Source organism: Streptomyces sp. NEAU-YJ-81, from assembly GCF_017592595.1.
Classification (GTDB): domain Bacteria; phylum Actinomycetota; class Actinomycetes; order Streptomycetales; family Streptomycetaceae; genus Streptomyces; species Streptomyces hygroscopicus_B.
In genome coordinates this window covers 467,461-492,254 of the sequence record NZ_JAGFNO010000004.1, presented here as the reverse complement: position 1 = coordinate 492,254, position 24,794 = coordinate 467,461, and the positions used below count along the sequence as shown (strand labels likewise).

Below are 24,794 nucleotides of genomic sequence, written 5' to 3'. Positions count from 1 at the left end.
GTCCTTCCTCACCGGTCGTCGTGGTCGCTGCCGCCGGAAGCGGCGTCTTCGAGTTCGCGCAGGATGTGCTCCTCGACCAGGTCGGCGAGGGCGGAGACGGTGCGCGCGGTCAGAATGTCCCGCGGGGTCAGGTCGACGGCGAACGCCTCCTTGGCGCGGGAGGCGATCAGCAGGCTGCGGATCGAGTCACCGCCCAGGGCGAAGAACTCGTCCTCCGCGCCGACCGGCGACACCTCCAGCACCTCCGACCAGATCTCCGCGATGACCTCCTCGGTGGGGGTACGCGGGGCGATATGGCCGGCCGGTGCGGCGGCGGTGGTGCCGGGGCCGGGCGCGGGCAGCGCGGCGCGGTCGGTCTTGCCGTTCTCGGTGAGCGGCAGCCGGTCCAGTACGGCGAACGCCGACGGGACCATCGGCCCCGGGAGCGTGCGGCCCAGCTGGGTGCGCAGCTCGGTGTCGGCCGGGGTGGCGGCCCCGGGCGCGAGAACCAGATGGGCCACCAGCCGGCGTACACCGGGCTCGTCCTCCCGCACCGTCACCACGGCCTCCGCGACGGCGGGATGGCCGCACAGGGCGGTCTCCACCTCACCGGCCTCGATGCGATGGCCGTGCAGCTTGAGCTGGTGGTCGACGCGCCCCAGATGGTGGAGGCGGCCCCGGGCGTCGTAGCGGGCGAGGTCGCCGGTGCGGTACATCCGGGAGCCGGGCGGCCCGAAGGGGTCGGCGAGGAAGCGGGAGGCGGTCAGCCCGGCGCGGCCCAGATAGCCGCGGGCGAGCGACGGACCGCTGACCCACAGCTCGCCGGGCACGCCCACCGGCACCGGGCGCAGCCGCGCGTCGAGCAGATGAACCCGGGTGTTGGGGATGGGCCGCCCGATCGGCGGCGGGGCGGCGTTGGCGTCGAGCGGCTCGGACCAGGTGGCCACCACGGTGGTCTCGGTCGGCCCGTACGCGTTGATCATGCGGTGGTACGGCGCCCACCGGGCGGCCAGTTCGGCGCCGCAGGCGTCCCCTCCCACGATCAGCGTCCGCAGATCGGGCAGCTCCCGCTCGGTGCCGGCGGGCAGTGTCGCGAGCGCGGCGGGCGGGATGAGGGTGTGCGTGATCCGCTGCCGCCGCAGGATCTCCGCGAGATGGCCGCCCAGCAGCGGGCCGGGCTCGGGCACCACCAGGGCGGCCCCGGACGGCAGCGCCATGCACAGCTCCAGGACGGAGGCGTCGAAGCCGGGCGAGGAGAACTGCAGCACGCGGTCGTCCGGCCGCACCTGGAAGTGCTCGGCCTCGGCGGCGGCGAAGCTCGCGATCCCGCGGTGGGTGACGACCACTCCCTTGGGGGTTCCGGTGGACCCGGAGGTGTAGATCACATAGGCGGGGTCGTCCGGGTGGACGGCGCCGAGTCGGTCCTCGTCCGTGGGGCGGTGCGCCGGGCCGTCCGGGGCCCGGACCTCGGCGGCCCGCTCGATGACGAGATGCGGGGCGGAGTCCTTGAGCATCAACTCGACGCGCTCGGCCGGGTAGTCGGGATCGATGGGCAGATAGACGCCCCCGGCCTTGGCCACCGCGAGCCGGGCGACGACGGACTCCACCGACCGGGGCAGCACCAGCGCGACGATCCGCCCGGGGCCCACGCCCTGCCCGATGAGGTGGTGGGCGAGGCGGTTGGCCCGGCCGTCCAGCTCCGCGTAGGTCAGCCGCAGGCGCAGGGAGTCCACCGCCACCGCGTCGGGGCCGCGGTCCGCCGCCGCCTCGAACAGCTCGGCCCAGGTCGCCTGGCGCACCTGCCGGGTGGTGTCGTTCCAGTCCACCAGGAGCCGGTGGCGCTCGGCGGCCGGAAGGACATCGATGTGGTCCAGCGGCAGATCGTCGGGGGCCGCGGCCAGCGCGCCGAGGAGATGGGTGAGCCGGTCCGTCAGCGCCTCGGCGGTGGCCTCCTCGAACAGCCGCGGATCGTAGCCGAGTTCCACGGACAGTTCGGATCCGGGCGAGACCACCACGGTCAGCGCGTAGTTGGTGGACTCCATGGCGTTCAGATCGCGCACCCGCAGCCCGTGCTCGGCCGCGGCGGAGCTGTTGATGGGGTAGTTCTCGAACACCACCAGGCTCTCGAAGAGGTCCATCCCGGCCGGGAGTTCGCTCCAGCCGCGCAGCTCGGACAGCGGCACATGGCCGAAGCCGCGCGCGTCCGCCTGCTCGGCCTGCAGCTCCCGCAGCCAGGCGGCGGTCCCGGCGGCGCCCGCCACCGCGCACCGCACCGGCAGGGTGTTGATGAAGATGCCGGTGATGTCGTCCGCGCCGGGCAGCTCCGCCGGCCGTCCGGAGACCGTCGTCCCGAAGCAGACATCCGATTCGCCGCTCAAGCGGGATACGAGCAATGCCCAAGCGCCCTGCACGATCGTATTCATGGTGAGCCGGTGCCGCCGGGCGAAGTCCTGGAGGGCGGCGGTGTCCTGCTCACCGAGCCGGTGCGACAGCCAGTGCGAGGACCGGGTCGCGATGTCCGGCGTCGGCCTGCGGTCATAGGGGAGGGGAGTGGGAGCGGTGAATCCCTCCAGGGTCTGCCGCCAGTGCGCCTCGGCGCGCGTGCGGTCCTGGCGGCCGAGCCAGGCGACGTAGTCCGCGAACGGCCTGCGGGCCTGCAGTCTCGGCTGCTCACCGGCGGCCAGGGCGGCATGGGCGGCGAAGACATCGCCGAGCACCTGGAAGACGCTCCATCCGTCCAGCAGCACATGGTGGAAGGTCCACAGCACCCGCACCTCACCGGGCGAGAGCCGAGCCAGGGTGACGCGGAGCAGCGGGGCCGCGGCGAGATCGATCCCGCGGGCACGGTCCTGCTCCAGCAGCCGCTCCAGCGCGGCCGTGCGCTCGTCCTCCGTGAGGCCGGTCCAGTCCAACTCCTCGACCGGTACGACCGCGGTCCGGCGCACGACCATCAGAGGCTCGGCCACACCGTGCACCACCACCTCGCCGCGCAGCACCGGGGTGCGATCCACGACATGCTGCCAGGCGGCGGCCAGCACCCCGGAGTCGGCGACCCCATCGAGGACGAATGTCGCCTGCTCCACATAGAGCCCTTGGTCCCGCTGGGCCAGTGCGTGGAAGAGCAGCCCGGACTGGGTCGGGGTCAGCGGATGGATATCGGCCACGTCCCGGCCGTCGCCCGCCAGCCGGTCGACGGTCGCCTGGTCCAGCGCGGCCAGCGGGAAGTCCGAGGGCGTCCGCCCGCCCGCGTCGGAGCGGGTGCACAGCCGCACGATCGCCCGCAGTTCCTCCACCATCTCCTCGGCGAGCCGGCACACCGTGGCGTGCCGGTGCAGCGACCGGGAGTAGGACCAGCTCAGTTCGAGCCGACGGTCCGCCACCCGGCCGATCACATCGAGGAGATGCGGCCGGTCCGCCTCGGGGCTCATATCGCCCTCCAGCCCACCGGTCAGGGCGTGCAGCAGACCATCCGCCGCGGGCGGCTCCCAGTCCTGCTGCCCGAGGTAGTTGAAGCTGATCTTCGGAGCGGCGGGGAGGCCGGAGGCGGCCGCGCCGGACAAATGACGCAGCGCGCCGTAGCCCAGGCCGTTCCCGGGGATCGCCCGCAGCCGCTCCTTGACGGCCTTCAGCGTCCGCTCCAGCCCCCAGTCGGCGGGCGTCTCCAGCGCGACGGGGTACAGGCTGGTGAACCAGCCGACCGTACGGGACAGATCGACGCCTTCGAAAATCTCCTCCCGGCCGTGCCCCTCCAGGGCCACCGCCACCCGGTCCCGGCCGGTCCAGCGGGCCAGCACCCGGCCCAGGGCGCAGAGCAGGACGTCGTTGACCCGGGTCCGGTACGCGCCCGGTACCTCCTGCAACAGCAGACGGGTCTCCTCGGCGCCGAGCCGGACGGTCACCTCTTCCTCGCAGGCCGCGGTGTTGGGGCCTTCGCCGTCCGTGGGCAGGTCGGTGCAGCCGTGGGTGGCCGCCCAGTGGTCGCGCTCCGCGTCGAAGCCCCCGGCGGCGGTGTGCTCGCTCAGGCGCCGCGCCCAGGTGCGGAACGACGTGGTCTTGGCGCCCGGTTCCACCGTCCGGCCCGCGGCGATCTGCCGGTAGGCGGTGTCCAGGTCCTCCAGCACGATGCGCCAGGAGACGGCGTCGACCACCAGATGGTGGGCCATAAGCAGCAGCACGGGCCGTTCCCCCTCGCCCCGGGTGAAGAGCGCCGCGTGCAGCAGCGGCCCCCGGGCCAGGTCGAACCCGGCCCGTATCCGCCCGGCCGTCTCCCGCAGCACCGCGTCCCGGTGCCCCGGCGCCACGGAGGACAGGTCGTGGAGGTCCAGTACCGGCTGGTCCTCCGGCGGGGCGCTGTGCTGGCGTACGGCGCCGTCCTCGGTCCGCTCGAAGCGCAGCCGCAGGGCGTCATGCTGGGTCACCACCGTGGACAGGGCGGCCCGCAGCGCGCTCTCGTCCACCGGCGCGGTCAGCTCGGCCGAAACCGACTGGGTGAAGTGCCCTGCGGTAGTTGGCAGTTGCTCGAAGAGCCAGTGTTGGATCGGGGTCAGCGGCACCTCCCCGACGACCGGGTGCTGCTCGTGAGCGGTCGCCGCGGCCGGGGCCTCCCGGGCGGCCGTGGCCAGGTCCGCCACGGTCTGGTGGACGAAGAGATGGCGTGGGGTCAGCTCGATACCGGCCCGCCGGGCGGCGGAGACGATCTGGATGCTGAGAATGGAATCGCCGCCGAGGGTGAAGTAGTTGTCCTCCACGCCGATTCGCTCCACCCCGAGGACCTCCGCCCAGATGGCGGCGAGGGCCTTCTCGGTCTCCGTGCGCGGCTCCACATGGCCGGTGGTGCGGGCCGCCCAGACGGGGGCGGGCAGCGCGCGCCGGTCCAGCTTGCCGCTGGACCCCAGCGGCAGCCGGTCCAGGACGACCACGGCCGAGGGGACCATATGGTCCGGCAGGCTCGTGGTGAGGAAGGCGCGGATCGCGGCGGAGTCGACCGGCGCGGCGCCGGGAACCTGCACCACATAGCCGGCCAGGCGCTTGTGACCGCCGGTGTCGACGACGGCCGCGGCCGCCTCGGCGACATCGGGGTGGCGCGCCAGCGCGGCCTCGACCTCGCCCAGTTCGATCCGGAAGCCGCGCACCTTGACCTGGTCGTCGGTTCTGCCGAGGTACTCCAGTTGCCCCCGCTCGTCCCAGCGGACCAGATCGCCGGTGCGGTACATCCGGCCGCCCGCGGGGCCGAACGGATCGGCCGTGAACCGCTGCGCGGTCAGCCCCGGCCGGCCGAAGTACCCCCGGGCCAGGCCCGGACCCGCCAGATACAGCTCGCCCGGCACTCCGACCGGCACCGGCCGCAGCCGCGCGTCCAGGGCGTAGGCCCGGGTGGTGGCGACCGGGGCGCCGATGGGCGGGGTGCGGTCGGGATCGGCGGGGTCGCAGGTCCAGGCGGTGGCGTAGACGGTCGCCTCGGTGGGCCCGTAGATGTTCGCCACCCGGCAGCCGGGGATGGCCGCGCGGACCTCCTGGACGGTGCGGGCGGCGAGCCCCTCGCCCGCCAGCACCACCGTGCCGGCCGTCACCGAGACCGACCCCTTGCCGAGCACCTGCCCGAGCGCCGAGGGCACGGCGCTGATCAGGCTCGCCGTCCAGGCTTCCGTCCGCTCGGCCAGGGTGAGCAGATCACGGACGATCTCGACGGCGCCGCCGGCCAGCAGCGGGCAGAGCATCTCGAAGACCGACACATCGAAGTTGAGGGAGGTCGAGGCCACCACATGGGACAGCCCCTGGGCGCCGAACTCCTCCCGCGCCCACGCGGCCAGCGCGGCCACGCTCTCATGGGTGACCACGACGCCCTTGGGTGTACCGGTCGACCCCGAGGTGTGGATGGCGTACGCCGGATGGCCGGGGGCCAGCGGGCAGCGCCGCTCGGCGTCGCCGATGTCCTGCGCGGGCAGCTCGGCCAGCCGTCGGTCGAACTCCGCGTCGTCCAGCAGGATCCGGCCGCCCGCCCCGGCGGGGATGCGGTCCGCCACGTCCCCGGTGGTCACCACCGTGTCCGGGGCGATGTCGCCGAGCATGAAGGCGATCCGCTCCGCCGGATACGCCGGGTCGACCGGGAGATAGGCCGCCCCGCTCTTGAGTACCGCCAGCACGGCCACCACCAGCTCCGGGGTGCGCGGCAGCGCGAGGGCCACGAACCGTTCCGGCCCGGCGCCGGAGGCGATCAGCAGCCGGGCGAGCCGGTTGGCGCGCTCGTTCAGCTCCCGGTAGGTGAGCCGTCCGCCGTCGCCCATCACCGCCACCGCGTCCGGGGTACGGGCCGCCTGCGCCTCGAAGAGCGCGGGCAGCACCGCGTGCGGCGCGGCGGCGACCGGGCCGCTGAAGCGGTCGAGGATCCCGCGCGTCTCGCCCTCGCCGATCAGCGGCAGGTCGTCCAGCCGGCGCTCCGGATCGGCGGCCATCTCCTCCAGCAGCGTGCGCAGACACGCCCCCAGACGCTCGATCGTCGGGGCGTCGAAGGCCGCGGGGTCGTAGTCCAGTGAGATCGACAGCCGCTCCTCGGGCGCCACCACGACGCTGAGCGCGAAGTTGGTGGGCTCCACATCCCGCTCCTGCCGGATGCCGAGGCCGTGAGCCGTGATGGCCTCGCCGTCGAACGGGTAGTTCTCGAAGACCACGATCGAGTCGAAGAGGCTCACCCCGCCGGGCACCTCGCTCCAGCTCCCCAACTGGGCCAGGGACACGGACTCGAAGAGCCGGGCCTCCGACTGCGCCGACTGCAGCTCCCGCAGCCAGTCCAGCAGCCTGCTTTGCCCCGCCACCCGGACCCGGGTGGGGATGGTGTTGATGAACACCCCGACCATGGACTCGACCCCCGGCAGCGCGGCCGGCCGCCCCGAGACGGTGGTGCCGAAGCACAGGTCGTCGGCCGCGCTGTACCGGGACAGCAGCAGCGCCCAGGCGCCCTGCACCACCGTGTTCATGGTCAGCCCGCCCCGCTGCGCCGTCGTACGGAGCAGGGCGGACTCCTCGGCGCCGAGGGTGACCCGGTGCGAGCCCGACGAGGCGGTGCGGTGTGCCTCCGACGCGGGCCGGTCGCGCGGCAGTTCGGTGGGCGAGGTGAACCCCGCAAGCGCCGTACGCCAGTACCGCTCGGCCTCCGCCGTGTCCTGCTCGCCGAGCCAGCCCAGGTACTCGCGGAACGGCCGGCGGGCGGGCACCACGGGCGACCGGCCCGTGGTGAGCGCCGCGTACCGCTCGCAGACCTCGTCGAAGACCTGTGCCGCGCTCCAGCCGTCGAGCAGCACATGGTGGAACGTCCACACGATCCGGACCTCGTCGGCGGACAGCCGGATCAGCGCCAGCCGCATCAGCGGCGCCGTGGCCAGCTCGATCCCCTCGGCCCGGTCCTCGGCGAGCATGCGGAGCAGCTCGGCCTCGCGCCACTCCTCGGGCCGCTCCGTCCAGTCGTGGTGGACGATTCGGAGCTTGGCCCCGCGCGTCACGACCTGCAGCGGCTCCGGGGTGTCCGCCCACACCAGATGGGTGCGCAGGATCGGATTGGCGTCCGCCGTGTGCCGCCACGCGGTCCCCAGGGCCTGCGGGTCGCGCGCCCCGGTCAGCGTCAGCTGGACCTGGTTGACGTACGTGTCCGACTCCGGATCCATCAGCCCGTGGAACAGCATCCCGGCCTGCGTCGGGGTCAGCGGATAGATGTCCTCGACCGCCCGGCCGTCGGCGGCGATCCGGTCCACCGCGGCCTGGTCCAGCCGGGCCAGCGGGAAGTCCGACGGGGTCCGGCCGCCCGCCGCGGGGTCGGCGCAGTGGCCGATGATCTCCTTCAGGGCGCGGAGCATCCCCCGCGCCAGCCCGGCCACGGTCTCCTCGGTGTGCGTCCCGGAGCCGTAGTACCAGGTGATCTCCAGGCACCGCCGCTCCACCCGGCCCACGACGTCCAGCAGATGGGCCCGGACCGTGTCGGGCGCGGCGTCACCGCCCAGACCGTCCCGTACGGTGCGGACGAGACCGGTGTCCTCGGTGTCCTCACCCGTGGCCGACCAGTCGAACTGCCCGAGGTAGTTGAAGCTGATACCTGGCTCGGCCGCGCCCCGCAGCCCCGAGGCGGGGTCGAGATGGCGCAGCGCGCCGTAGCCGATGCCGTGCGATGGAACGGCCCGCAACTGTTCCTTGACGGACTTGAGCGTCTCGCCCCAGCCGCCCTCGGCAAGCTCCAGGGCGACCGGATACAGGCTGGTGAACCAGCCGACGGTGCGGGACAGGTCCACCCCGTCCAGCAGATGCTCCTCCCGGCCGTGGCCCTCCAGGTCCACGGCGATCCGGCGCCGTCCGGTCCAGTCGCCGAGCACCCGGCCCAGCGCCGCGAGCAGCACATCGTCCACGCGGGTGCGGTAGACCTCGGGGACCTGCCGCAGCAGCGCGTCGGTGCGCTCCCGGTCCAGCCGGACGGTGATCTGGGCCATGGACGCCACCGTGTTGTCGCCCTCGCCGTCCACGGGCAGTCCGGCGGCGCACTCCGCGGACACCGCCCGCCAGTGGGGGAGTTCGGCGTCGAAGCCGCCGGTGGCGGTGTGCTCGGTCAGCTTGTGGGACCAGTCCCGTACGGAGGTGGTGCGCGGGCCGAGGTCGGCCCGCCCGCCCGCGAGCAGCTGCTGGTACGCGGTGTTCAGGTCCTCCAGCAGCACCCGCCAGGAGACGCCGTCGACCACGAGGTGGTGGGCGGTCAGGAAGAGCGTCGGCCGCTGCCCGTCTCCGTGGTGGAACAGCCGTGCGGCCAGCAGCGGACCCCGCGCCAGGTCGAATCCGGCCTGTGCCTCCGCCATCGCAGCGTCCTCGGCGGCCCGCCGCTCCGGCGCGCCGAGCCCCGACAGGTCGTCCTCCCGTAAGAGCGCGGGGCTCGTCAGCTCCGGCGGCGGGCAGTACTGCCGGGGGCTTCCGTCGGCCCCGGGCTCGAACCGCGTCCGCAGCGCGTCATGGTGGACCAGCAGTGCGTCGAGCGCCGCGCGGAGCGCGGGAAGGTCCGGATCCCGCTGGAGTTCCACGACCACGGACTGGTTGAAGTGGCCGGGCCGGGCGGTCCGCAGACGTAAGAACCAGTGCTGGATCGGGGTGAGCGGCACCTCGCCGGTCACCGGCCCGGTGTCGGCGGCGGGCGCCGCGGTCGGGGTGGTGACGGTGGCGAGCGAGGCGATCGTGGGGTGCCGGAAGAGCTCCCGGGGGGTGAGGGCCAGCCCCGCCTGCCGGGCGCGGGAGGCCACCTGGATGCTGAGGATCGAATCCCCGCCCAGATGGAAGAAGTTGTCCTCGGCGCCGATCCGATCCCGGCCCAGCAGGGTGCCCCAGATCTCGGCGAGGGTCCGCTCGGCGTCGGTACGGGGCGCCACATATCCCGCCGTCCCGGCCGCCGCCGGATCGGGCGCGGGCAGCTTGCGGCGGTCCACCTTGCCGTTGCGGGTCAGCGGCAGCGCGTCGAGGGCGACGAACGCCGAGGGCACCATGTAGTCGGGCAGCAGGCCACCCAGGAAGGCGCGCAGCTCCCCGGCGCCCGGCACCTCGCTCCCGTGGACCGGCACCGCATAGCCGGTCAGCAGCCTGCGGTCGCCCACGCGGGCGAGCGTGACGACAGCCTGCGCCACGGCCTCGTGGCGGGCCAGCGCGGCCTCGATCTCGCCCGGCTCGATGCGGAAGCCCCGGACCTTCAGCTGGTCGTCGGCGCGGCCCTGGAAGCGGAGTTCACCGTCGTCGGTCCAGGCCACGATGTCCCCGGTGCGGTACATCCGGGAGCCGGGCGGCCCGAACGGATCGGCGACATACCGCTCGGCGGTGGCGCCGGGACGGCCCTGGTAGCCGCGGGCCACCCCTGCCCCCGCGATGTACAACTCCCCGGGAATGCCCGGGGGTTGCGGCTGGAGGGCGCCATCGAGGACGTACGTCCGGGTGTTGTCCAGCGGCCGTCCGATGGGCAGCGAGCGCGGCAGCGCCTCCCCGGCGCGGAAGGGGCGCCGGGTGGCGAAGGTCGTGGTCTCGGTGGGCCCGTAGCCGTCCACCACGGTCAGCTCCGGGCAGGCCGCGAGCACCCGGCGCACCGCCCCGGGGGGCACCGCCTCACCGCCGGTCCACACCTCCCGGGCGCCGCGCAGAGCCTCCGGCGCCTCCTGCGCGAGCAGCCGGAACAGCCCGGCGGTCAGCCACAGACAGCTCACCCCGTGCTCCGCGATCGCCCGGCGCACGGTCTCCGCGTCCACGTCCCCGGCGGGCGCCAGCACGGCCCGGCCGCCGCGCAGCAGCGGCACCCACAGCTCGTACGTCGAGGCGTCGAACGCCTGGGGCGAGTGCACCAGTACCCGGTCGTGGCCCGCGAAGGCGCGGTCCGCGACGAGGGCGGTCACATCGCGGTGGCGCACCGCCACCCCCTTGGGCCGCCCGGTGGAGCCCGAAGTGAACATCAGATACAGGGCGTTGTCGGGGGAGAGCGCCACGCTCGGCGGCTCGGACGGGCCGTCGTCTCCGTCGCCGGACTCCACCACCAGCGTCCGCCGGCCGTCCGCGATGTCCGACGCCGTGCGCTCCCAGGCGCGGTCGGTCAGCAGCACCTCCGCCCCCGCCTCCGCCAGCACGCTCCGCAGCCGGTCCTCGGGGGCGCGGGTGTCCAGTGGTACGTACACCCCGCCCGCCTTGACGACCGCCAGCAGCGCCACCACCAGCTCCACCGACCGGTCCATCAGGACGGCCACCGGACGCTCCGGGCCGACGCCGTGGCCGATGAGCCGGTGGGCCAGCCGGTTGGCGCGGGTGTCCAGCTCCCGGTAGCTCACCGGGCCCGCCTCGCCGTCCACGGCCGTCGCGTCCGGCGCATTCCGCACCCGGTCGGCGAACATCCCGGTCACCGTGGACTCGGGCAGCGGGACCGCGGTGTCGTTCCACTCCCGGAGCACCTGGTGGCGCCGCACCGAGGTGAGCATCGGAAGGCGTGCGGGCGCCCGGTCCGGGCCGTCGGCCATGGCGGTCAGCAGCACCGTCAGATACTCCGCCAGCCGCCGGGCGGTGGCCGTATCGAACAGCGCCGGGTCGTAGCCGAGCCGCAGCGCCAGCTCCGTGCCGGGGTAGACCACCAGGGACAGCGGGTAGTTGGTGGTCTCGACGCCGTCCAGCTCGCGCAGGGCGAGGCCGTGGGCGGCGGCGAGGTCGTCGCCGAGCGGATAGTTCTCGAAGACCACGATGGAGTCGAAGAGGTTCACCCGCTCGGGCAGACCGGTCCAGGACCGCAGCCGGGTGAGCGGTACGAAGTCGAACCGCCGGTCCTCGGTCTGCCCGGTCTGCACCGCGCTCAGCCAGGACAGCAGGGTGGAGCCGGCCGGCACCGTGAGGCGGGTCGGCACAGTGGTGATGAACAGCCCGTTCATCGTCTCCACGCCGGGCAGCTCCGGCGGCCGTCCGGACACCGTGGTCCCGAAGACGATGTCCTCGCGCCCGGACTGCCGGGCCAGCAGCAGCGCCCAGGCGCCCTGCACCACGGTGTTCAGGGTGAGCCCCTCGCCCCGGGCCAGCTCCCGAAGCCGGCCGGTGGTGGCGGCGGGCAGGGTGAGCCGGATGTCCTCGGTGGACTCGGCGTGGTGGGTCTCGGTGGGCTCCCGGTCGTACGGCAGCGGGGTGGACTCCGTGAGATCGCCGAGCCGGGCCCGCCAGTGCTCCTCGGCCAGGGCCCCGTCGCGCTCCCGCAGCCACGCCACATAGTCGCTGAACGGACGGCGGCCGGGCAGACCGGTGGCCAGGGCCGCGCCGGACGCCCCGTCACGCGCCCGCGCATGGCAGTGGAAGACATCCGAGAGCACCTGGAAGAGGCTCCAGCCGTCCAGGATCAGATGGTGGAACGTCCACACCACCTGGACCTCGGTGGCCGACAGCCGGGCCAGCGCCAGCCGCGTCAGCGGGGCGGCGGCCAGGTCGAGACCGCGCTCCCGGTCCTCGGCGAGAAACCTGCGCAGCTCCTCCCGTCGCTCGTCCGGCCCGGACAGCCGACGCCAGTCGAGCAGGGTGACCGGGATCCGCACCCCGCGCTCCACCACCTGGACCGGCTCCGGCACCCCCTCCCACACCACGCGGGCACGCAACACCTGCGTACGGTCGGCGACCCGCTGCCAGGCCGCGGCCAGCGCCGCCGGATCGGGCACCCCGTCGAGGACGAAACCGAGCTGCTGGAAGTAGGCGCGCCGATCGTCCTGGGCCAGGCTGTGGAACAGCATGCCCGTCTGGGTGGGGGTGAGCGGGTAGATGTCCTCCACCGTGCCGCCGTTCCCCGCCAGCCGGTCCACGGCCGCCTGGTCCAGGGTGGCGAGCGGGAAGTCGGACGGGGTGCGGCCGCCCGTGCCGGGCGCGCTGCCGTGCCGGGCGATCTCGCACAGCGCCTCGCGGAACTCCTCGGCGAGCCGGGCGACCGTCTCCTCCCGGTGCAGATTCCCGGAGTAGAACCAGGTGAACTCCAGGCCGTCCCCCTCGACCCGGCCCACCACCTCCAGCGGATGCGGGCGCGGCGAGGCCGGGTCGGCGTCCAGGGCCAATTCCCGGTGGAGACCGCGGAAGAGGCCGTCGCCACCGCCCGGCGCCTCGAACCGGCCGAGGTAGTTGAAGCTGATCCCGGCCGTGGGGCCGTCGGGAAGGCCCTCGCCATCGAGCAGATGACGCCGCACCCCGTAGCCCAGACCACGCCGTGGCACGGCCCGCATCTGCTCCTTGACCGACTTGAGGACCTCGCCCCAGCCGCCGTCCGGAAGGTCGAGTGCCACCGGGAAGCGGGTGGTGAACCAGCCGACCGTACGGGACAGATCCAGGTCCGCGAAGAGCTCCTCGCGGCCGTGGCCCTCCACGTCCACCGGCACCCGGGCGCGCCCGGTCCAGCGCTGCAGCACCCGGGCCAGCGCGCTCAGCAGCACATCGTTGACCTGTGTCCGGTAGACGTCGGGCAGCGTCTGGAGCAGTGCGGCGGTCTCCTCCGGGCCGAGCCGAAGGGTGACCGACCGGGCCGAGGCATACGTGTTCGGCCCCTCCAGGTCCATTGGCAGCGAGGGGTCGCAGGCCCCGGCCAGGCCGGTCCAGTACGCCTCCTCGTCGGCGAACCCGCCCTCGGCCGCATGGGCGCCCAGCCGCAGCGCCCAGCGGCGCAGCGGGGAGGACTTCGCGGGCAGTCCGGCCCCCTCGTCCCGGGCCGCCCGCCGGTAGGCGCTGTCGAGATCCTCCAGGAGGACCCGCCAGGACACCCCGTCCACGACCGCGTGATGGACGGTGAGATGGAGGACCGGGTGCGGCCCGGCGTCCCGGTCGAGCACCGCGCGCAGCAGCGGTTCCCCGGCCAGGTCGAAGCGGCCCAGATGCGCGCCGCCGGTGGTCTTCAGCGGTACGCGGACGGCCGCCGCGTCCTCGATCCGCTGGTGCCAGCCGTCGTCCCGGCGGTGGAACCGGGAGCGCAGGGCGTCATGGTGTGCCACCAGCGCGTCCACGGCGTGCCGCAGCGCGTCCTCGTCCACGTCCTCGGGGAGCACCAGGGAGATGGTCTGGTTGAAGTGGCCGGCCCGCTCGGGGTCGGTGGTGAACAGCCAGTGCTGGATGGGGGTCAGCGGCAGCTCCCCGGTGGCCGTCTCGTCCCCGTCGGAGCCGGGCGGCCCGGCCGGGGCCGTGGTGGTGTCCAGATGCAGGGCCAGCGCGGCGACCGTCTGGTGGCGGTAGACATCGCGCGAGGTGACGGCGAGCCCGGCCTGCCGTGCCTGGGAGACCAGTTGGATGCTGAGGATCGAATCGCCGCCGAGGGAGAAGAAGTTGTCCTCCACCCCCACGCGCTCCACCCGCAGGACGCGAGCCCAGACCGTCGCCAGGGTCCGCTCGGTGGCGGTGCGGGGCGCCACATAGCCCGGTGCCGCGGCCTCGGCCCACTCCGGCTCGGGGAGCCGGCCGCGGTCCAGCTTGCCGCCCGGGCTCAGGGGCATCCGCTCCAGGACGGCGACCGAGGCGGGCACCATGTAGTCGGGCAGCGAACGCCGCAGGAACCGCCGCAGCCCCGCCGGGTCCGGTGCGGCGCCCGCGGCGGCCACCACATACGCGATCAGCCGCGTATGACCGTCCGTCTCCCTTGCGACGGCGGCGGCCTCGGCGATGTCGGGGTGGCGCAGCAGCGCCGTCTCCACCTCGCCCAGCTCGATGCGGAAGCCGCGGATCTTCACCTGGTCATCGGCCCGGCCCAGGTACTCCAGCCGGCCGTCGCCGTTCCAGCGGACCAGGTCACCGGTGCGGTACATCCGGCTGCCGGGCCGCCCGAAGGGGTCCGCGAGAAAGCGGTGGGCGGTCAGCCCCGGCCGCCTGAGATAGCCCCTGGCCAGGCCGTGCCCGCCCAGGTACAGCTCACCGGCCACCCCGGGCGGCACCAGCCGGAGCATCGGGTCCAGGACATACGCGCGGGTGCCCGCGACCGGGCGGCCGATCGGCGGGGCCTGCGACGGCGCCTGGCCATCGCAGAACCAGGCGGTGGCGTACACCGTGGCCTCGGTCGGCCCGTACAGATTGGCGATCCGGCAGGACGGCATGGCCTCCCGGATGTCCCGTACGGTCTGGGCGGGCAGCGCCTCGCCCGCCAGCACGACGGTCCGGGCCCGGGCCGCCGGGGGATCCTCGCCCAGAAGCCGGGAGAACACCGAGGGCACCCCGCTGAGCAGCCCCTGCGCCCGCGGCCGGCCGCCCGGATCGGTGAGGGCGAGCAGATCCCGCACCACCTCGACGCTGCCGCCGGCCAGCAGCGGGCAGAGGAGTTCGAAGACCGACACATCGAAGTTGAGCGAGGTCGAGGCGACCACGTCGGTCAGCCGCTCACGGCCCAGCTCCGTCTCCGCCCAGGCCGCGAGCCCCGCCACGCCGCGGTGGGTGGCTACCACGCCCTTGGGTCGGCCGGTCGATCCGGAGGTGTGGATGACATACGCGGGATGGGCCGGGTCCAGCGGACGGATCCGCTCACCGTCGGTGATGTCGCCGTCCGCGAGCCCGTCCAGCTCGGCGCGGACCGCCGGGTCGTCCAGCACCAGCGGTTCGGCGTCCGGGGGCAGGCAGCCGGCCGTCCCGGTGGTGGTGAGGATGGTCGAGGGCGCGGCGTCGTCCAGCGTGAACGCGATGCGCTCGGCCGGATGGCCGGGGTCCACCGGCAGATATCCGGCGCCCGCCTTGAGCACCGCCAGCAGGACGACGACGAGTTCGGCCGAGCGCGGCAGGGCGAGGGCCACCAGCCGCTCGGGACCGGCGCCCCGGGCGATGAGCAGCCGCGCCAGCCGGTTGGCGCGCCGGTTCACCTCGTCGTAGGAGAGGCTGGCGTCCTGGCAGGTCACGGCGGTGGCGCTCGGACGCCGTGCCACCTGGGCGGCGAAGAGATCGGGCAGGGTGGCGTCGATCGCGGTCTGCTCCGGCCCGTTCCAGGCGTCGAGCATCGCATGCCACTCGGCGTCGGCCAGCATCCGCAAGCAGACCAGGGTGGCGCCCGGATCGGCCACCATGGCGGTCAGCAGCCGGTGCAGATGCCCGGCCATCCGCTCGATCGTGGCCGTGTCGAACAGATCGGAGTTGAACTCGACGGTCAGCCCCAGCGAGCCGTCGTCGCGGGGCAGGAACTCCAGCACCAGATCGAACCGCGCGGCCGGGCGCGGCAGGGAGTGCTCGGTGATCCGCACACCCGCCGCCTCCTGGGCGGGCACCATGGCGCTCTGCTGCACCACGAGCGCCTGCACCAGCGGATTGCGGCTGGGGTCGCGGCGCGGGGCCAGCTCCTCGACGACCCGCTCGAACGGCAGCCGGTCATGGCCGAAGGCGTCCAGCACCGTCTCGCGCATCGCGTCCAGGAACCGCTCGACCGTGCTGTCCCCGTCCACATCGGCACGCAGCACCAGGGTGTTGACGAAGAATCCGGCGACCGACTCCAGCTCCTTGCGGTGGCGTCCGGCGGTGACGGTGCCGAAGGCGATGTCGCGCTGGCCCGAGTAGCGGGAGAACAGCACCGCGACGGCGGACGCGAGCAGGGTGAACAGCGTGGTGTCCCGCTCCCTGCCGAGCCGGGTCAGCCCGGCCACCAGCTCGGCGGGCAGCTCGCGGCGGTGCACCTCGCCCGCCGTGGTGCGCACCGGCGGGCGCGGGCGGTCGGTGGGCAGCTCCAGCGTCCGCATCCCGGCCAGCCGGCCCCGCCAGTACTCCAGGTCGGCGTCGTCCGGGGCGGTGGCGGGACGGCCGCGCTCCCAGACCGCGAAGTCCGGGTACTGCAGGGCGGGTTCGGGGAGCGCGGCAGCGGTTCCGGACACCTCGGCGGTGTAGAGCGCGGCCAGCTCGCGCACCAGCACCCCGACCGACCAGCCGTCGGTGACGATGTGATGCTGCGCCAGCAGCAGGATGTGCTCCTCGTCGGCGAGCCGGATCAGCAGCGCCCTGGTCAGCGGCCCCTGTCGCAGGTCGTAGGGGCGGTTCAGCTCGCCGGTCAGGGTGCGGTCGAGCGCCTCGGCGCGCTCCCGCGGCGGATGCCCGCCGAGGTCGACCCGGTCCAGCGGTACGGTCCCGTGCGCGGCCACCTGCTGCACCCCGTGCCCGTCCACGGTGGCGAAGGTGGTGCGCAGGGCGTCATGGCGGGCGGCGAGCCGGTCCAGCGCCCGGAGCAGCGCGGCCGCGTCCAGCGGGCCGTCGAGCCGCAGCCCGGCCCCGGTGTTGTACTCGGTGCCGCCGGAGGTCAGATCGTCCAGGAACCACAGCCGCCGCTGGGCGGAGGACAGCGGCAGCGGACGGTCGCGCGGCGCGGGCGGGATCGGTGCTTCGGGCGCCGCGGGCGCGTCGGTGGCCCCCGCGGGCAGCCGGGCGGCCAGCCGCGCCACCGTCCTGGCGTCGAGCAGGTCGCGCAGCGAGAGCTCCACGCCCAGTTCGGCCCGGACGCGGGTGAGCAGCCGCACTCCGAGGATGGAGTCGCCGCCCAGGCCCAGGAAGTCGTCCTCCACGCCCACCGTGTCCACCGGCAGCACCTCGGACCAGATACGGGCCAGGGCCTCCTCGGCGGGGGTGCGCGGGGCGATATGGCGCCAGGCGCCGTCCGGCGCGGAGCGCGGGGCGGGCAGCGCCTGCCGGTCGATCTTGCGGTGCGGGGTGAGGGGGAACGCGTCCAGCACCACATAGGCGGACGGCACCATATGCGCCGGCAGCACCCGGGCCGCCGCGGCGCGCACCTCCGCGGCCTTCGGCGGGGTCCCGCCGCTGGGCGGCACCATATAGGCGACCAGCCGCTTCTGGCCGGGCTCGTCCTCCCGTACCGTGACCACGGCCGTGCCCACCTGGGGGTGGCGGGCCAACGCGGCCTCCACCTCGCCCAGTTCGATGCGGAAGCCGCGTATCTTGACCTGGTGGTCGGCCCGGCCGAGGAATTCCAGTTCACCGTCGGCGTTCCAGCGGACCAGGTCACCGGTGCGGTACATCCGGGAGCCGGGCGGGCCGAAGGGGCAGGCGGTGAACCGCTCGGCGGTCAGCCCCGGCAGGTCGAGATAGCCGCGGGCCAGGCCCGCGCCGCTGACGCAGAGCTCTCCCGTGGCGCCGACCGGCACCTGCCGCGCCGCCTCGTCCAGCACGAACACCCGGGTGTTGGGAAGCGGACGGCCGATCGGCGGGGTGCCGGAGCCCGCCGACAGGGCGTCCGTCCAGGTGGCCACGACCGTGGCCTCGGTCGGGCCGTAGGAGTTGACCATCCGCCGCCCGGGCGCCCACAGGCCCACCAGATCGGCGGGGCAGGCCTCCGCGCCCACGATCAGGGTGCGGAAGCCGGGCAGCCCGTCGTGGAGTTCTTCCGGCGGCACGGTCGCGAGCGCCGCCGGGGGGATCAGGGCATGGGTCACCCGCTTCTCCCGCAGCACCGAGGCCAGCTCGGCGCCCAGCAGGGGCCCCTCCGGGGGCACCACCAGCGCCGCCCCGGCGAGCAGGGAGGAGCACAGCTCCAGAACGGAGGCGTCGAAGCTCGGCGAGGAGAACTGCAGCACCCGGTCGCCCGGCCGGACCCGGTAATGGGCCGTCGTCGCGGCCGAGAAGTTCCCCAGACCGGCGTGCGGCACCAGTACGCCCTTGGGCACACCCGTGGAGCCGGAGGTGTAGATGACATACGCGGGATGCTCGGGGAGCAGCGGGCCGAGCAGGTCCGCCCGGCCGGGTGCGTGATCGGGGCCCGCCCCGGCCGCCACCTCCCGGATCCGCGCCGGGTCGTCGAGCACGGCCACCGGCCGGGCGTCGGCCAGCATCATGGCGCGGCGCTCCTCGGGATGCGCCGGATCGATCGGGAGGTACGCGCCGCCGGCCTTCGCCACCGCCAGCTCGGCCACCACCAGTTCGGCCGAGCGGGGCAGGACCAGGGCCACCACCCGCTCCGGCCCCACGCCCTGCCCGATGAGGTGGTGGGCCAGCCGGTTCGCCCAGCGCTCGACCTCGTCGAAGGACCACTCGCGGTCGTCCGCCACCAGGGCCGGCGCCTTGGGGGTGCGCCTCGCCCATACGGCGAAGAGCTCGCCGAGCGGCGCGCGGGAGACGGCACGGTCCGTGGCGTTCCACGCCGCCGGAGGGAGGTCCGGGACATCCTGGGGTGCGGACACCGATGAGGTCGCGTAGTGGTCCGTCATGGCGGGGTGTGGCCCTTCAGAGCGGTTGAACGGGCGGATGGGTGACGGTTCGGGCCTTGTCGGCGCCGAGCCGGGGCGCCCGCACCCGGCCGGGGGAGATGTGGGGAGGCGGCCGTGCGGGTGGGCGGTGGGGCCTCAGACCAGAGCGCTCTTACGGGCCATCCGGCCCGAGAGCTGGATCCGGTCGACGGCGCCGGTCCGTGGATCGCGGACGAAGCGCCCGCCGGGGATCCGGCGTCCGGAGGACGGGTCCACCAGATCGCAGGTGAGGTCCTCATGGCAGACCAGCGGCGCGGGGAGGTCGCCGTCCACGGACAGGGCGAGGCCACCGCCGTCGCCCATGGTCACCTGGTACTCGATGTCGCCGTTGAGATAGATCCCGGTGCACTGCGAGGTCACGGCCATGGGGGTGGCCAGGTGCCGCGGGGTGGGGCTGGCGGGCACCCGGACGCCGGTGATCTCGCGGAGGACATCGGTCAGTTCGTTCCACAGCTCGGTGCCGCCGCCCGCGTTGGCGGTGAAGCCGACCACGACCCCCGTGGCGGGATCGGCCCGCAGCGAGCAGGAGGTGCCCTGGGCGTTGCCGTCGTGTCCGAACCACAGCGTCTCGCCGTGCCGGAAGAGCGCCCATCCCAGGCCCCAGCCGTCGGCCAGCACACCGGGGTCGGCACCGGGCACGGGGCGGCGCATCTCCTCCGCGAGCTCACGGGGCGGCACCCCCCGCGGGCCGTCGCCGAGATGGGCCCGGCCCAGTGCCACCAGATCGAGGGCACTGGCCCGCAGCGCACCGGCCGCGGCCTCGGCGGGGGCGAGGTTCTGCCGCACCGGTCTCGTCCTGCCCGTGGCCGTGTTGGCCGAGTGGCCGCGCGCGGTGGGCCGGTGCGGGGTGGCGGCGGTGCCGATGAAGGACGGCACGGTGCCCAGCGGATGGAGCAGCACGGACCGCATGGCCTCCTGCCAGCTCATCCCGGTGACCGTCTCGATCAGCCGGCCCGCCGCTACATAGCCCGCGTTGGAGTAGGAGAAGTCCGTGCCCGGAGGCATCACCAGGGTGCGGTCGGTGCAGTGGTCCAGCAGATAGCGTGCGGCGGTCACCGAGGCCACCTGGTCCGAATCGGGCCCGGACGGCAGCCCCGCGGTATGGCTGAGCACCTGGCGCACCGTGCACGGCGGACCGGCCCGGCGCAGCTCCGGCACATGGTCGCCGAGCGGGTCGTCCAGCTCCACATCGCCGTCCGCCACCAGGAGCGCCACCACGGTCGCGGTGTACGCCTTGGTGACGGAGCCGATGGGCACGGCCGCCTCGGCGGTGAACGGCTCGCCGGTCTCCGCGTCCAGGACGCCGGTCTCCACGGCGAGCGTCATCCCGCCGCTGTGTACGGCGAGTTGGGCGCCGGGCACCTGATGGGCGCGGGCCAGGGCGGTCAGGCGGTCCTCGAGGACGCGGCGTATCTTCGACCGCTCGACGGACGGTGCCGGGGTCGGACGTAACACGGTGCACTCCTTGCCGGGGGACGGAACGGGATGGGCGACAGGGGCCGGGTCATGGAAGCTGGCTCGTGGCCGTGACATCCCGGGGCACGATCGTGAAGCCCTGCCAGTGGGTGGGCATCGGGTCCTGGTCCTCGTCCCTGGGCACATGGTGGAAATCGACGCTGACCCAGGCGACCGGGTCGGTGAGCTTCTCGCCGCCGGTGTACTTGTCGACCGAGGCGGCGCAGTCCGGGGCGGTGTTGCCGTAGGCCAGCCGCTCGCACTCCCGGTACTGCGTGAAGTACATGTCGTGGTGGGTGAATTCCTCGGTCTCGTGCGGACCCCGGTACTGATCGCTGTGGTGGTTGTCGATCTCCCAGGACTTGGCGTGGCCGTCGGAGTTCTCGGCCGTGGGGTTCACCACCCGCCAGAATCGGGTGGGCGCGAGGTCCGCCGCGGTCTCATGGGAGAGCACGGTGCGCTTGGTGGTGCGCTCGGCCGTACCGCTGCCCAGGTAGTCGTACTGCTCCACGGTGTTCGCCGACTGTCCGTCGACGTCGAAGTCCAGCCGCCAGAAGATGTTGTGCGAGTGGTTCTCGCTGAACCGGGTGGAGCCCACCCCGGTCGGCCAGCCGCTGCTCGCGTCGGAGAACTGGAACGGCGAGAGGCTCCCGGTGGCACCCGACCGGGGAGTGATGGAACCGTCGTCCGAGAAGCGCCATTCGGTGATGTAGTCGTACCAGCCGATCTCGGAAACCGAGAAGACGACCAGGTCGGTGCCGTGCAGAACGCCCTTCTCCACCGCGCTCTTGTAGGCGAACGGCCGGGGCTGCTCCTCGGCGCACAGCACGGGGGTGTCCCGGAAGTCGTGCAGCCGCCCGTCGGGGCAGTCCTTGGCGCTGAGTGGGGTGAGTGTGCCCTGCTCCAGATCGCCGAAGCCGATCGCGGAGACGTCGTAGAAGCGCGGCTGACCGCTGTCGTAGGGCACATGCACCTCGGCGAGCGAGGCGCTCTTTAGGACACGGGTGGGGGCGCCGCGGTTCGGGGTGTAGATCACATCGCTGAGCACCGCACCGGTGTTGCGGTCGATGTCCCAGCACATCTGCCACCGGGCACCGTTCTTCAGGGTGGTGTCGATGCGATCCGCGGCGGGGCAGGACGGGGCCGCCGAGGCCCTCGCGGGCGCGGCGGACGCCGGGCCCGGCACCCACAGGGCCAGCAATCCCACCGCGGCGACCAGCACACGGGCACGCCGAAACAGACTGGACACGGACGAAGCTCCCCTCACAGGCCGATGACGGCGGCGCGCCTGGCCGACAGATCGATGACGATCCGGCTGGTGTCGATCCACTTGCCACCCGGAAGGCGCACGAAGAGCTGCACACACCGGTGCTCACCGCACCGGGACACCTTTCGGGCGCCATCCACCCCCTTGGCGCGGGAGCCGAGGAACGACATGCTCTGGAGGCGCAGTTGGGAGGGCGAGGTCAGCCGCTTCCCGGTCTGCGAGGTGAAGGAGTCCCGCATCCCCGGGCCGAGCCGGCGGTCGGCCAGGACGACCTTCACCGCCTCACGGGCCTCGGCCAGGGTGGGAGGCGGCTGGACGCCGTGCTGCCGCGCGGAGTCGAGGACTTTCTTGGAGCGCAGATCGATCAGCCGGGTGATGAGGGTGTCCGAGGCGTAGTCGTAGAGCTGGACCTCGGCCCGGTTGTCGGGGGCGGAGGAGGCCGACTTGGCCCGGGGCGGACGGCGGGTGTCCAGCGGCTCGGCGCCGGAACCGCCCGCGGCGTTCCGCTCCCCGCCCCCGGTGTCCTTCTTCGCGTCCTTGCCGCCCTGGGCGGTCGCGGTCGCGGGCCGGGTGGCGGCGTCGACGGCGATGCGGGACGCCTCGCGCGATTCCCCGGGCGTCAGCCGGCCGGAGTGCGAGGCGACGACGGCCGCGGGCTCCGGGGCGTCGGCCGCGGGCGATCCGGTGGCCTGGAGGGCGGCGATCCCGCCGCCCGCCAGTACCGCCGTCAGACCCAGCGCCGCGGACACGCGCCATCGCCGATGACGGCGCCCCCTCGTATCGTCCGCGCCCCTGTCAGTGGCGTTGTCTCTCATCACCCAGCCGTTTCCGTTGTCGGTCAGGAGAGCCCGGTGGGGCTCGCGGTGACAGCACTCGGCCGGATCCCGAATTGTCGATGGTGCGTTCCCCGTCCGCACCGACGGGATTCAAGCCGCTGACGACGGCTCGCGCGGACCCCCCCGGACACTTCGCTGTCCACTGATGGCTCACGCTTTCACCACTCCGGGCGGCGTAACAGTCGCATTTGTCATCAAGCGGCTGTGAGAAACGCATGTCTCGATGGGTGGCCGAACGGCCGCAAAGCGATGACGGGGAAGGCCCGTTGGAAGTCGCTCTGCCATCATGCTCACATGAGCCATTCGATCACCATTCGATGTGACATCTGTGGCGCCACGCATTCCTCCTCCGCGGCCGACAGCATCGGTGCGCTCCGTGAAGCCACCGTCAAAATGAGCTGGTCCAGGGGGCGATGGGATGACCGGGTGATCGATATGTGCGGTGGGTGCGGCGTCGGTGAAAAGGCGCCGAGCGAGTCCGGACGAGGCTGCGGTTCCTGTGAGGGGGGCGAACTTTTCGATGCCCTCGGACACGACAGAATCGGACATCGTTTGGCCAATGCATTACTCAGAGCTGGTATCGATAATCTCGAACTACTCTCCAGTTTCTCCGCGCGCCAGCTTCGCGATCTGGAGGGCATCGGCGCCGTGAGCGCACACCACGCACTCAATCGTCTGCACTCCGCACCGAGCGAAAGGCCATCGTGAACGAATATTCCACCGGAACATCCGTGCGGCCCACTCTGTACACCGGCCAACGCCACCGGGTGCTGTGGGTGGTGGGCGTGGTGTTCTCCGCCGGGCTGCTGGCGCCGCTGCTATTCCTCGGCGCCGCCCGTAAGGGGATCGTGCCGCGCACCGTACCCGCCGGGTACGCGGTGGCCATCTATCCGATCGCGCTCGGACGCCAGTTGCTGCCCGACCCGGGCGACTGGATCTCATGGACGCTCGCGACCGTGGTTCTCACCGCGGCCGTCCATGCCGCGCTGTTGGACACCGGCCGTACGCCCGGCGGTTGACCGTCGGGCACGGGCCTCAGCTCTGTGCGGTGGGGCGGACCACGATCTCGCCGACGTCGACACCGGCCGGCTGCTCGATGGCGAACGCGATGGCGCGGGCGATGGCGTCCGGCGGCATCGCGATCTTGGCCATGGAGTCCTGGATCTGGCTCTTCGCGTCCGGGTCGGTGATGGAATGCGCGAGCTCCGTCTCGGTGAACCCCGGCGAGACGGTGGTCACCCGCAGCGACTCGCCCGCCTCCTGGCGCAGCCCCTCGGAGATGGCGCGTACGGCGTTCTTGGTGCCGGCGTAGACCGACATCGTCGGGACGATGGTCAGCCCGGCGGTGGAGAGGGTGTGGACGAAATGCCCGAAGCCCTGCTCGCGGAAGACGGGCAGGGCCTCGGCGATGCCGTACAGCACGCCCTTGATGTTGACGTCGATCATCTGCTCCCAGTCCTCGACGCGCAGATCGTCGAGGGCGGAGATCGGGCTGATACCGGCGTTGCTGACCAGCACATCGAGCTTTCCGTATCGCTCGCGTGCCGTCGCGACCAGGCGGGACAGATCCTCGCGCCGCTTCACATCCGTGACGACGGGGACGGCCTCGCCGCCCGCCTCGGTGATCCGGGCCGCCAGTGCCTCGATGCGGTCCGACCGCCGCGCGGCGAGGACGACCTTCGCTCCACGCTCGGCGAGCAGCAGCGCGGTGGCCTCGCCGATGCCGCTGCTCGCGCCCGTAATGGCGATGACCTTGCCTTCGATACCGGACATCATGGGGAGTCCTTCCAGGGGGATTGCAGGAAAAAGGGGAGGCGGCGATGGCCTACAGTGAGAACCGGAGTCGCCTCCACTTCACTGCGTACACACTAAGTGGGTGTGCCTCCACTTAGCAACCGGGGAATGAGGAGAGCCGCCGATGGCCAGGGATCCAGGGCGCCCGCTGCGGGCCGACGCACAGCGCAACCGGGAGAAGATCCTCTCCGCCGCGGTGCGGGTGTTCGCCGAGGAAGGGCTGGACGCCCACCTCGAGCGCATCGCCAAGGAGGCGGGCGTGGGCACCGGCACCCTCTACCGGAACTTTCCGACCCGCGAGCTGCTGATCGAGGCCGCCTACCGCAATGAGCTGGCCCGGCTCTGCGACGCCGCCCCCGAGCTGCTGGCGACCCTGCCCCCGCGCGAGGCCATGCGTGCGTGGCTGGGCCGCTTCATGGACTACGCGAACGCCAAGCTGGGCATGGCGGACGCGCTGCGGGGCGTCGTCGCGTCGGGCGTCAATCCGTACGCCCAGAGCCACGAGATGATCCAGGACGCTCTCTCGCGGCTGATGGACGCCGCCGTCACGGCCGGTGTGATCCGGTCCGACATCAGTGCGACCGACATGTTCGCCGCTCTCACCGGCATCGCCCTCGCCTCGGGGAAGCCCGAACAGCGCGAGCAGGCCGACCGCCTCCTCGACCTCGCCCTGGACGGACTGAGTGCCGGACCCCGTCCTCAGTAAAGATTTCTGAGTTTTCAGTTCAGACTCTTGTGCCAGCCGCTCAGCGCTCTTAG

8 protein-coding genes are annotated in these 24,794 nt (G+C 73.2%); 3 read left to right on the top strand and 5 right to left on the bottom strand.

Features of this window, described 5'->3' with window-relative positions:
- Positions 1 to 8: 8 nt before the first annotated feature.
- The 4 genes from J5X86_RS13340 to J5X86_RS13325 form a co-directional block, all read right to left on the bottom strand.
- Positions 9 to 18,644 carry a non-ribosomal peptide synthetase gene (locus J5X86_RS13340; RefSeq protein ID WP_208516953.1) on the bottom strand — a complete coding sequence of 6,212 codons (18,636 nt, stop codon included), beginning with the start codon at positions 18,642 to 18,644 and terminating at the stop codon, positions 9 to 11.
- Positions 18,645 to 18,779: 135 nt separating this feature from the next.
- Positions 18,780 to 20,138 carry a serine hydrolase gene (locus tag J5X86_RS13335; protein ID WP_208516952.1) on the bottom strand — a complete coding sequence of 453 codons (1,359 nt, stop codon included), beginning with the start codon at positions 20,136 to 20,138 and terminating at the stop codon, positions 18,780 to 18,782.
- Positions 20,139 to 20,187: 49 nt separating this feature from the next.
- Positions 20,188 to 21,387, bottom strand: a complete 1,200-nt coding sequence (locus J5X86_RS13330; protein WP_208516951.1) for a copper amine oxidase — start codon at positions 21,385 to 21,387, stop codon at positions 20,188 to 20,190.
- 14 nt (positions 21,388 to 21,401) lie between these two features.
- On the bottom strand, positions 21,402 to 22,154 hold the full coding sequence (locus tag J5X86_RS13325) for a hypothetical protein (protein WP_208516950.1): 753 nt from the start codon (positions 22,152 to 22,154) through the stop codon (positions 21,402 to 21,404).
- Positions 22,155 to 22,535: 381 nt separating this feature from the next.
- Here J5X86_RS13325 and J5X86_RS13320 point away from each other — a divergent pair, with 381 nt between their 5' ends.
- Both J5X86_RS13320 and J5X86_RS13315 read left to right on the top strand, forming a co-directional pair.
- The gene (locus tag J5X86_RS13320; protein WP_208516949.1) at positions 22,536 to 22,949 is read left to right on the top strand and encodes a helix-hairpin-helix domain-containing protein; all 414 of its coding nucleotides are present in this window, start codon (positions 22,536 to 22,538) and stop codon (positions 22,947 to 22,949) included.
- Positions 22,950 to 22,972: 23 nt separating this feature from the next.
- Positions 22,973 to 23,260: a hypothetical protein gene (locus J5X86_RS13315; protein WP_308124535.1), complete on the top strand. Its 288-nt coding sequence runs from the start codon at positions 22,973 to 22,975 to the stop codon at positions 23,258 to 23,260.
- 16 nt (positions 23,261 to 23,276) lie between these two features.
- Here J5X86_RS13315 and J5X86_RS13310 read toward each other — a convergent pair whose 3' ends face one another.
- Positions 23,277 to 24,014, bottom strand: a complete 738-nt coding sequence (locus J5X86_RS13310) for an SDR family oxidoreductase (RefSeq protein WP_208517026.1) — start codon at positions 24,012 to 24,014, stop codon at positions 23,277 to 23,279.
- A 145-nt stretch (positions 24,015 to 24,159) separates the two neighbouring features.
- Here J5X86_RS13310 and J5X86_RS13305 point away from each other — a divergent pair, with 145 nt between their 5' ends.
- Positions 24,160 to 24,741 (top strand): TetR/AcrR family transcriptional regulator, encoded by a 582-nt coding sequence (locus J5X86_RS13305; RefSeq protein WP_208516947.1) that lies wholly within the window; start codon positions 24,160 to 24,162, stop codon positions 24,739 to 24,741.
- Positions 24,742 to 24,794 lie beyond the last annotated feature (53 nt).

Excerpts from the sequence above, each read along its gene's own strand:
- J5X86_RS13320 (WP_208516949.1), top strand. The coding sequence starts at position 22,536 with ATGAGCCATTCGATCACCATTCGATGTGACATCTGTGGCGCCACGCAT.
- J5X86_RS13340 (WP_208516953.1), bottom strand. The coding sequence starts at position 18,644 with ATGACGGACCACTACGCGACCTCATCGGTGTCCGCACCCCAGGATGTC.
- J5X86_RS13310 (WP_208517026.1), bottom strand. The coding sequence starts at position 24,014 with ATGTCCGGTATCGAAGGCAAGGTCATCGCCATTACGGGCGCGAGCAGC.
- J5X86_RS13305 (WP_208516947.1), top strand. The coding sequence starts at position 24,160 with ATGGCCAGGGATCCAGGGCGCCCGCTGCGGGCCGACGCACAGCGCAAC.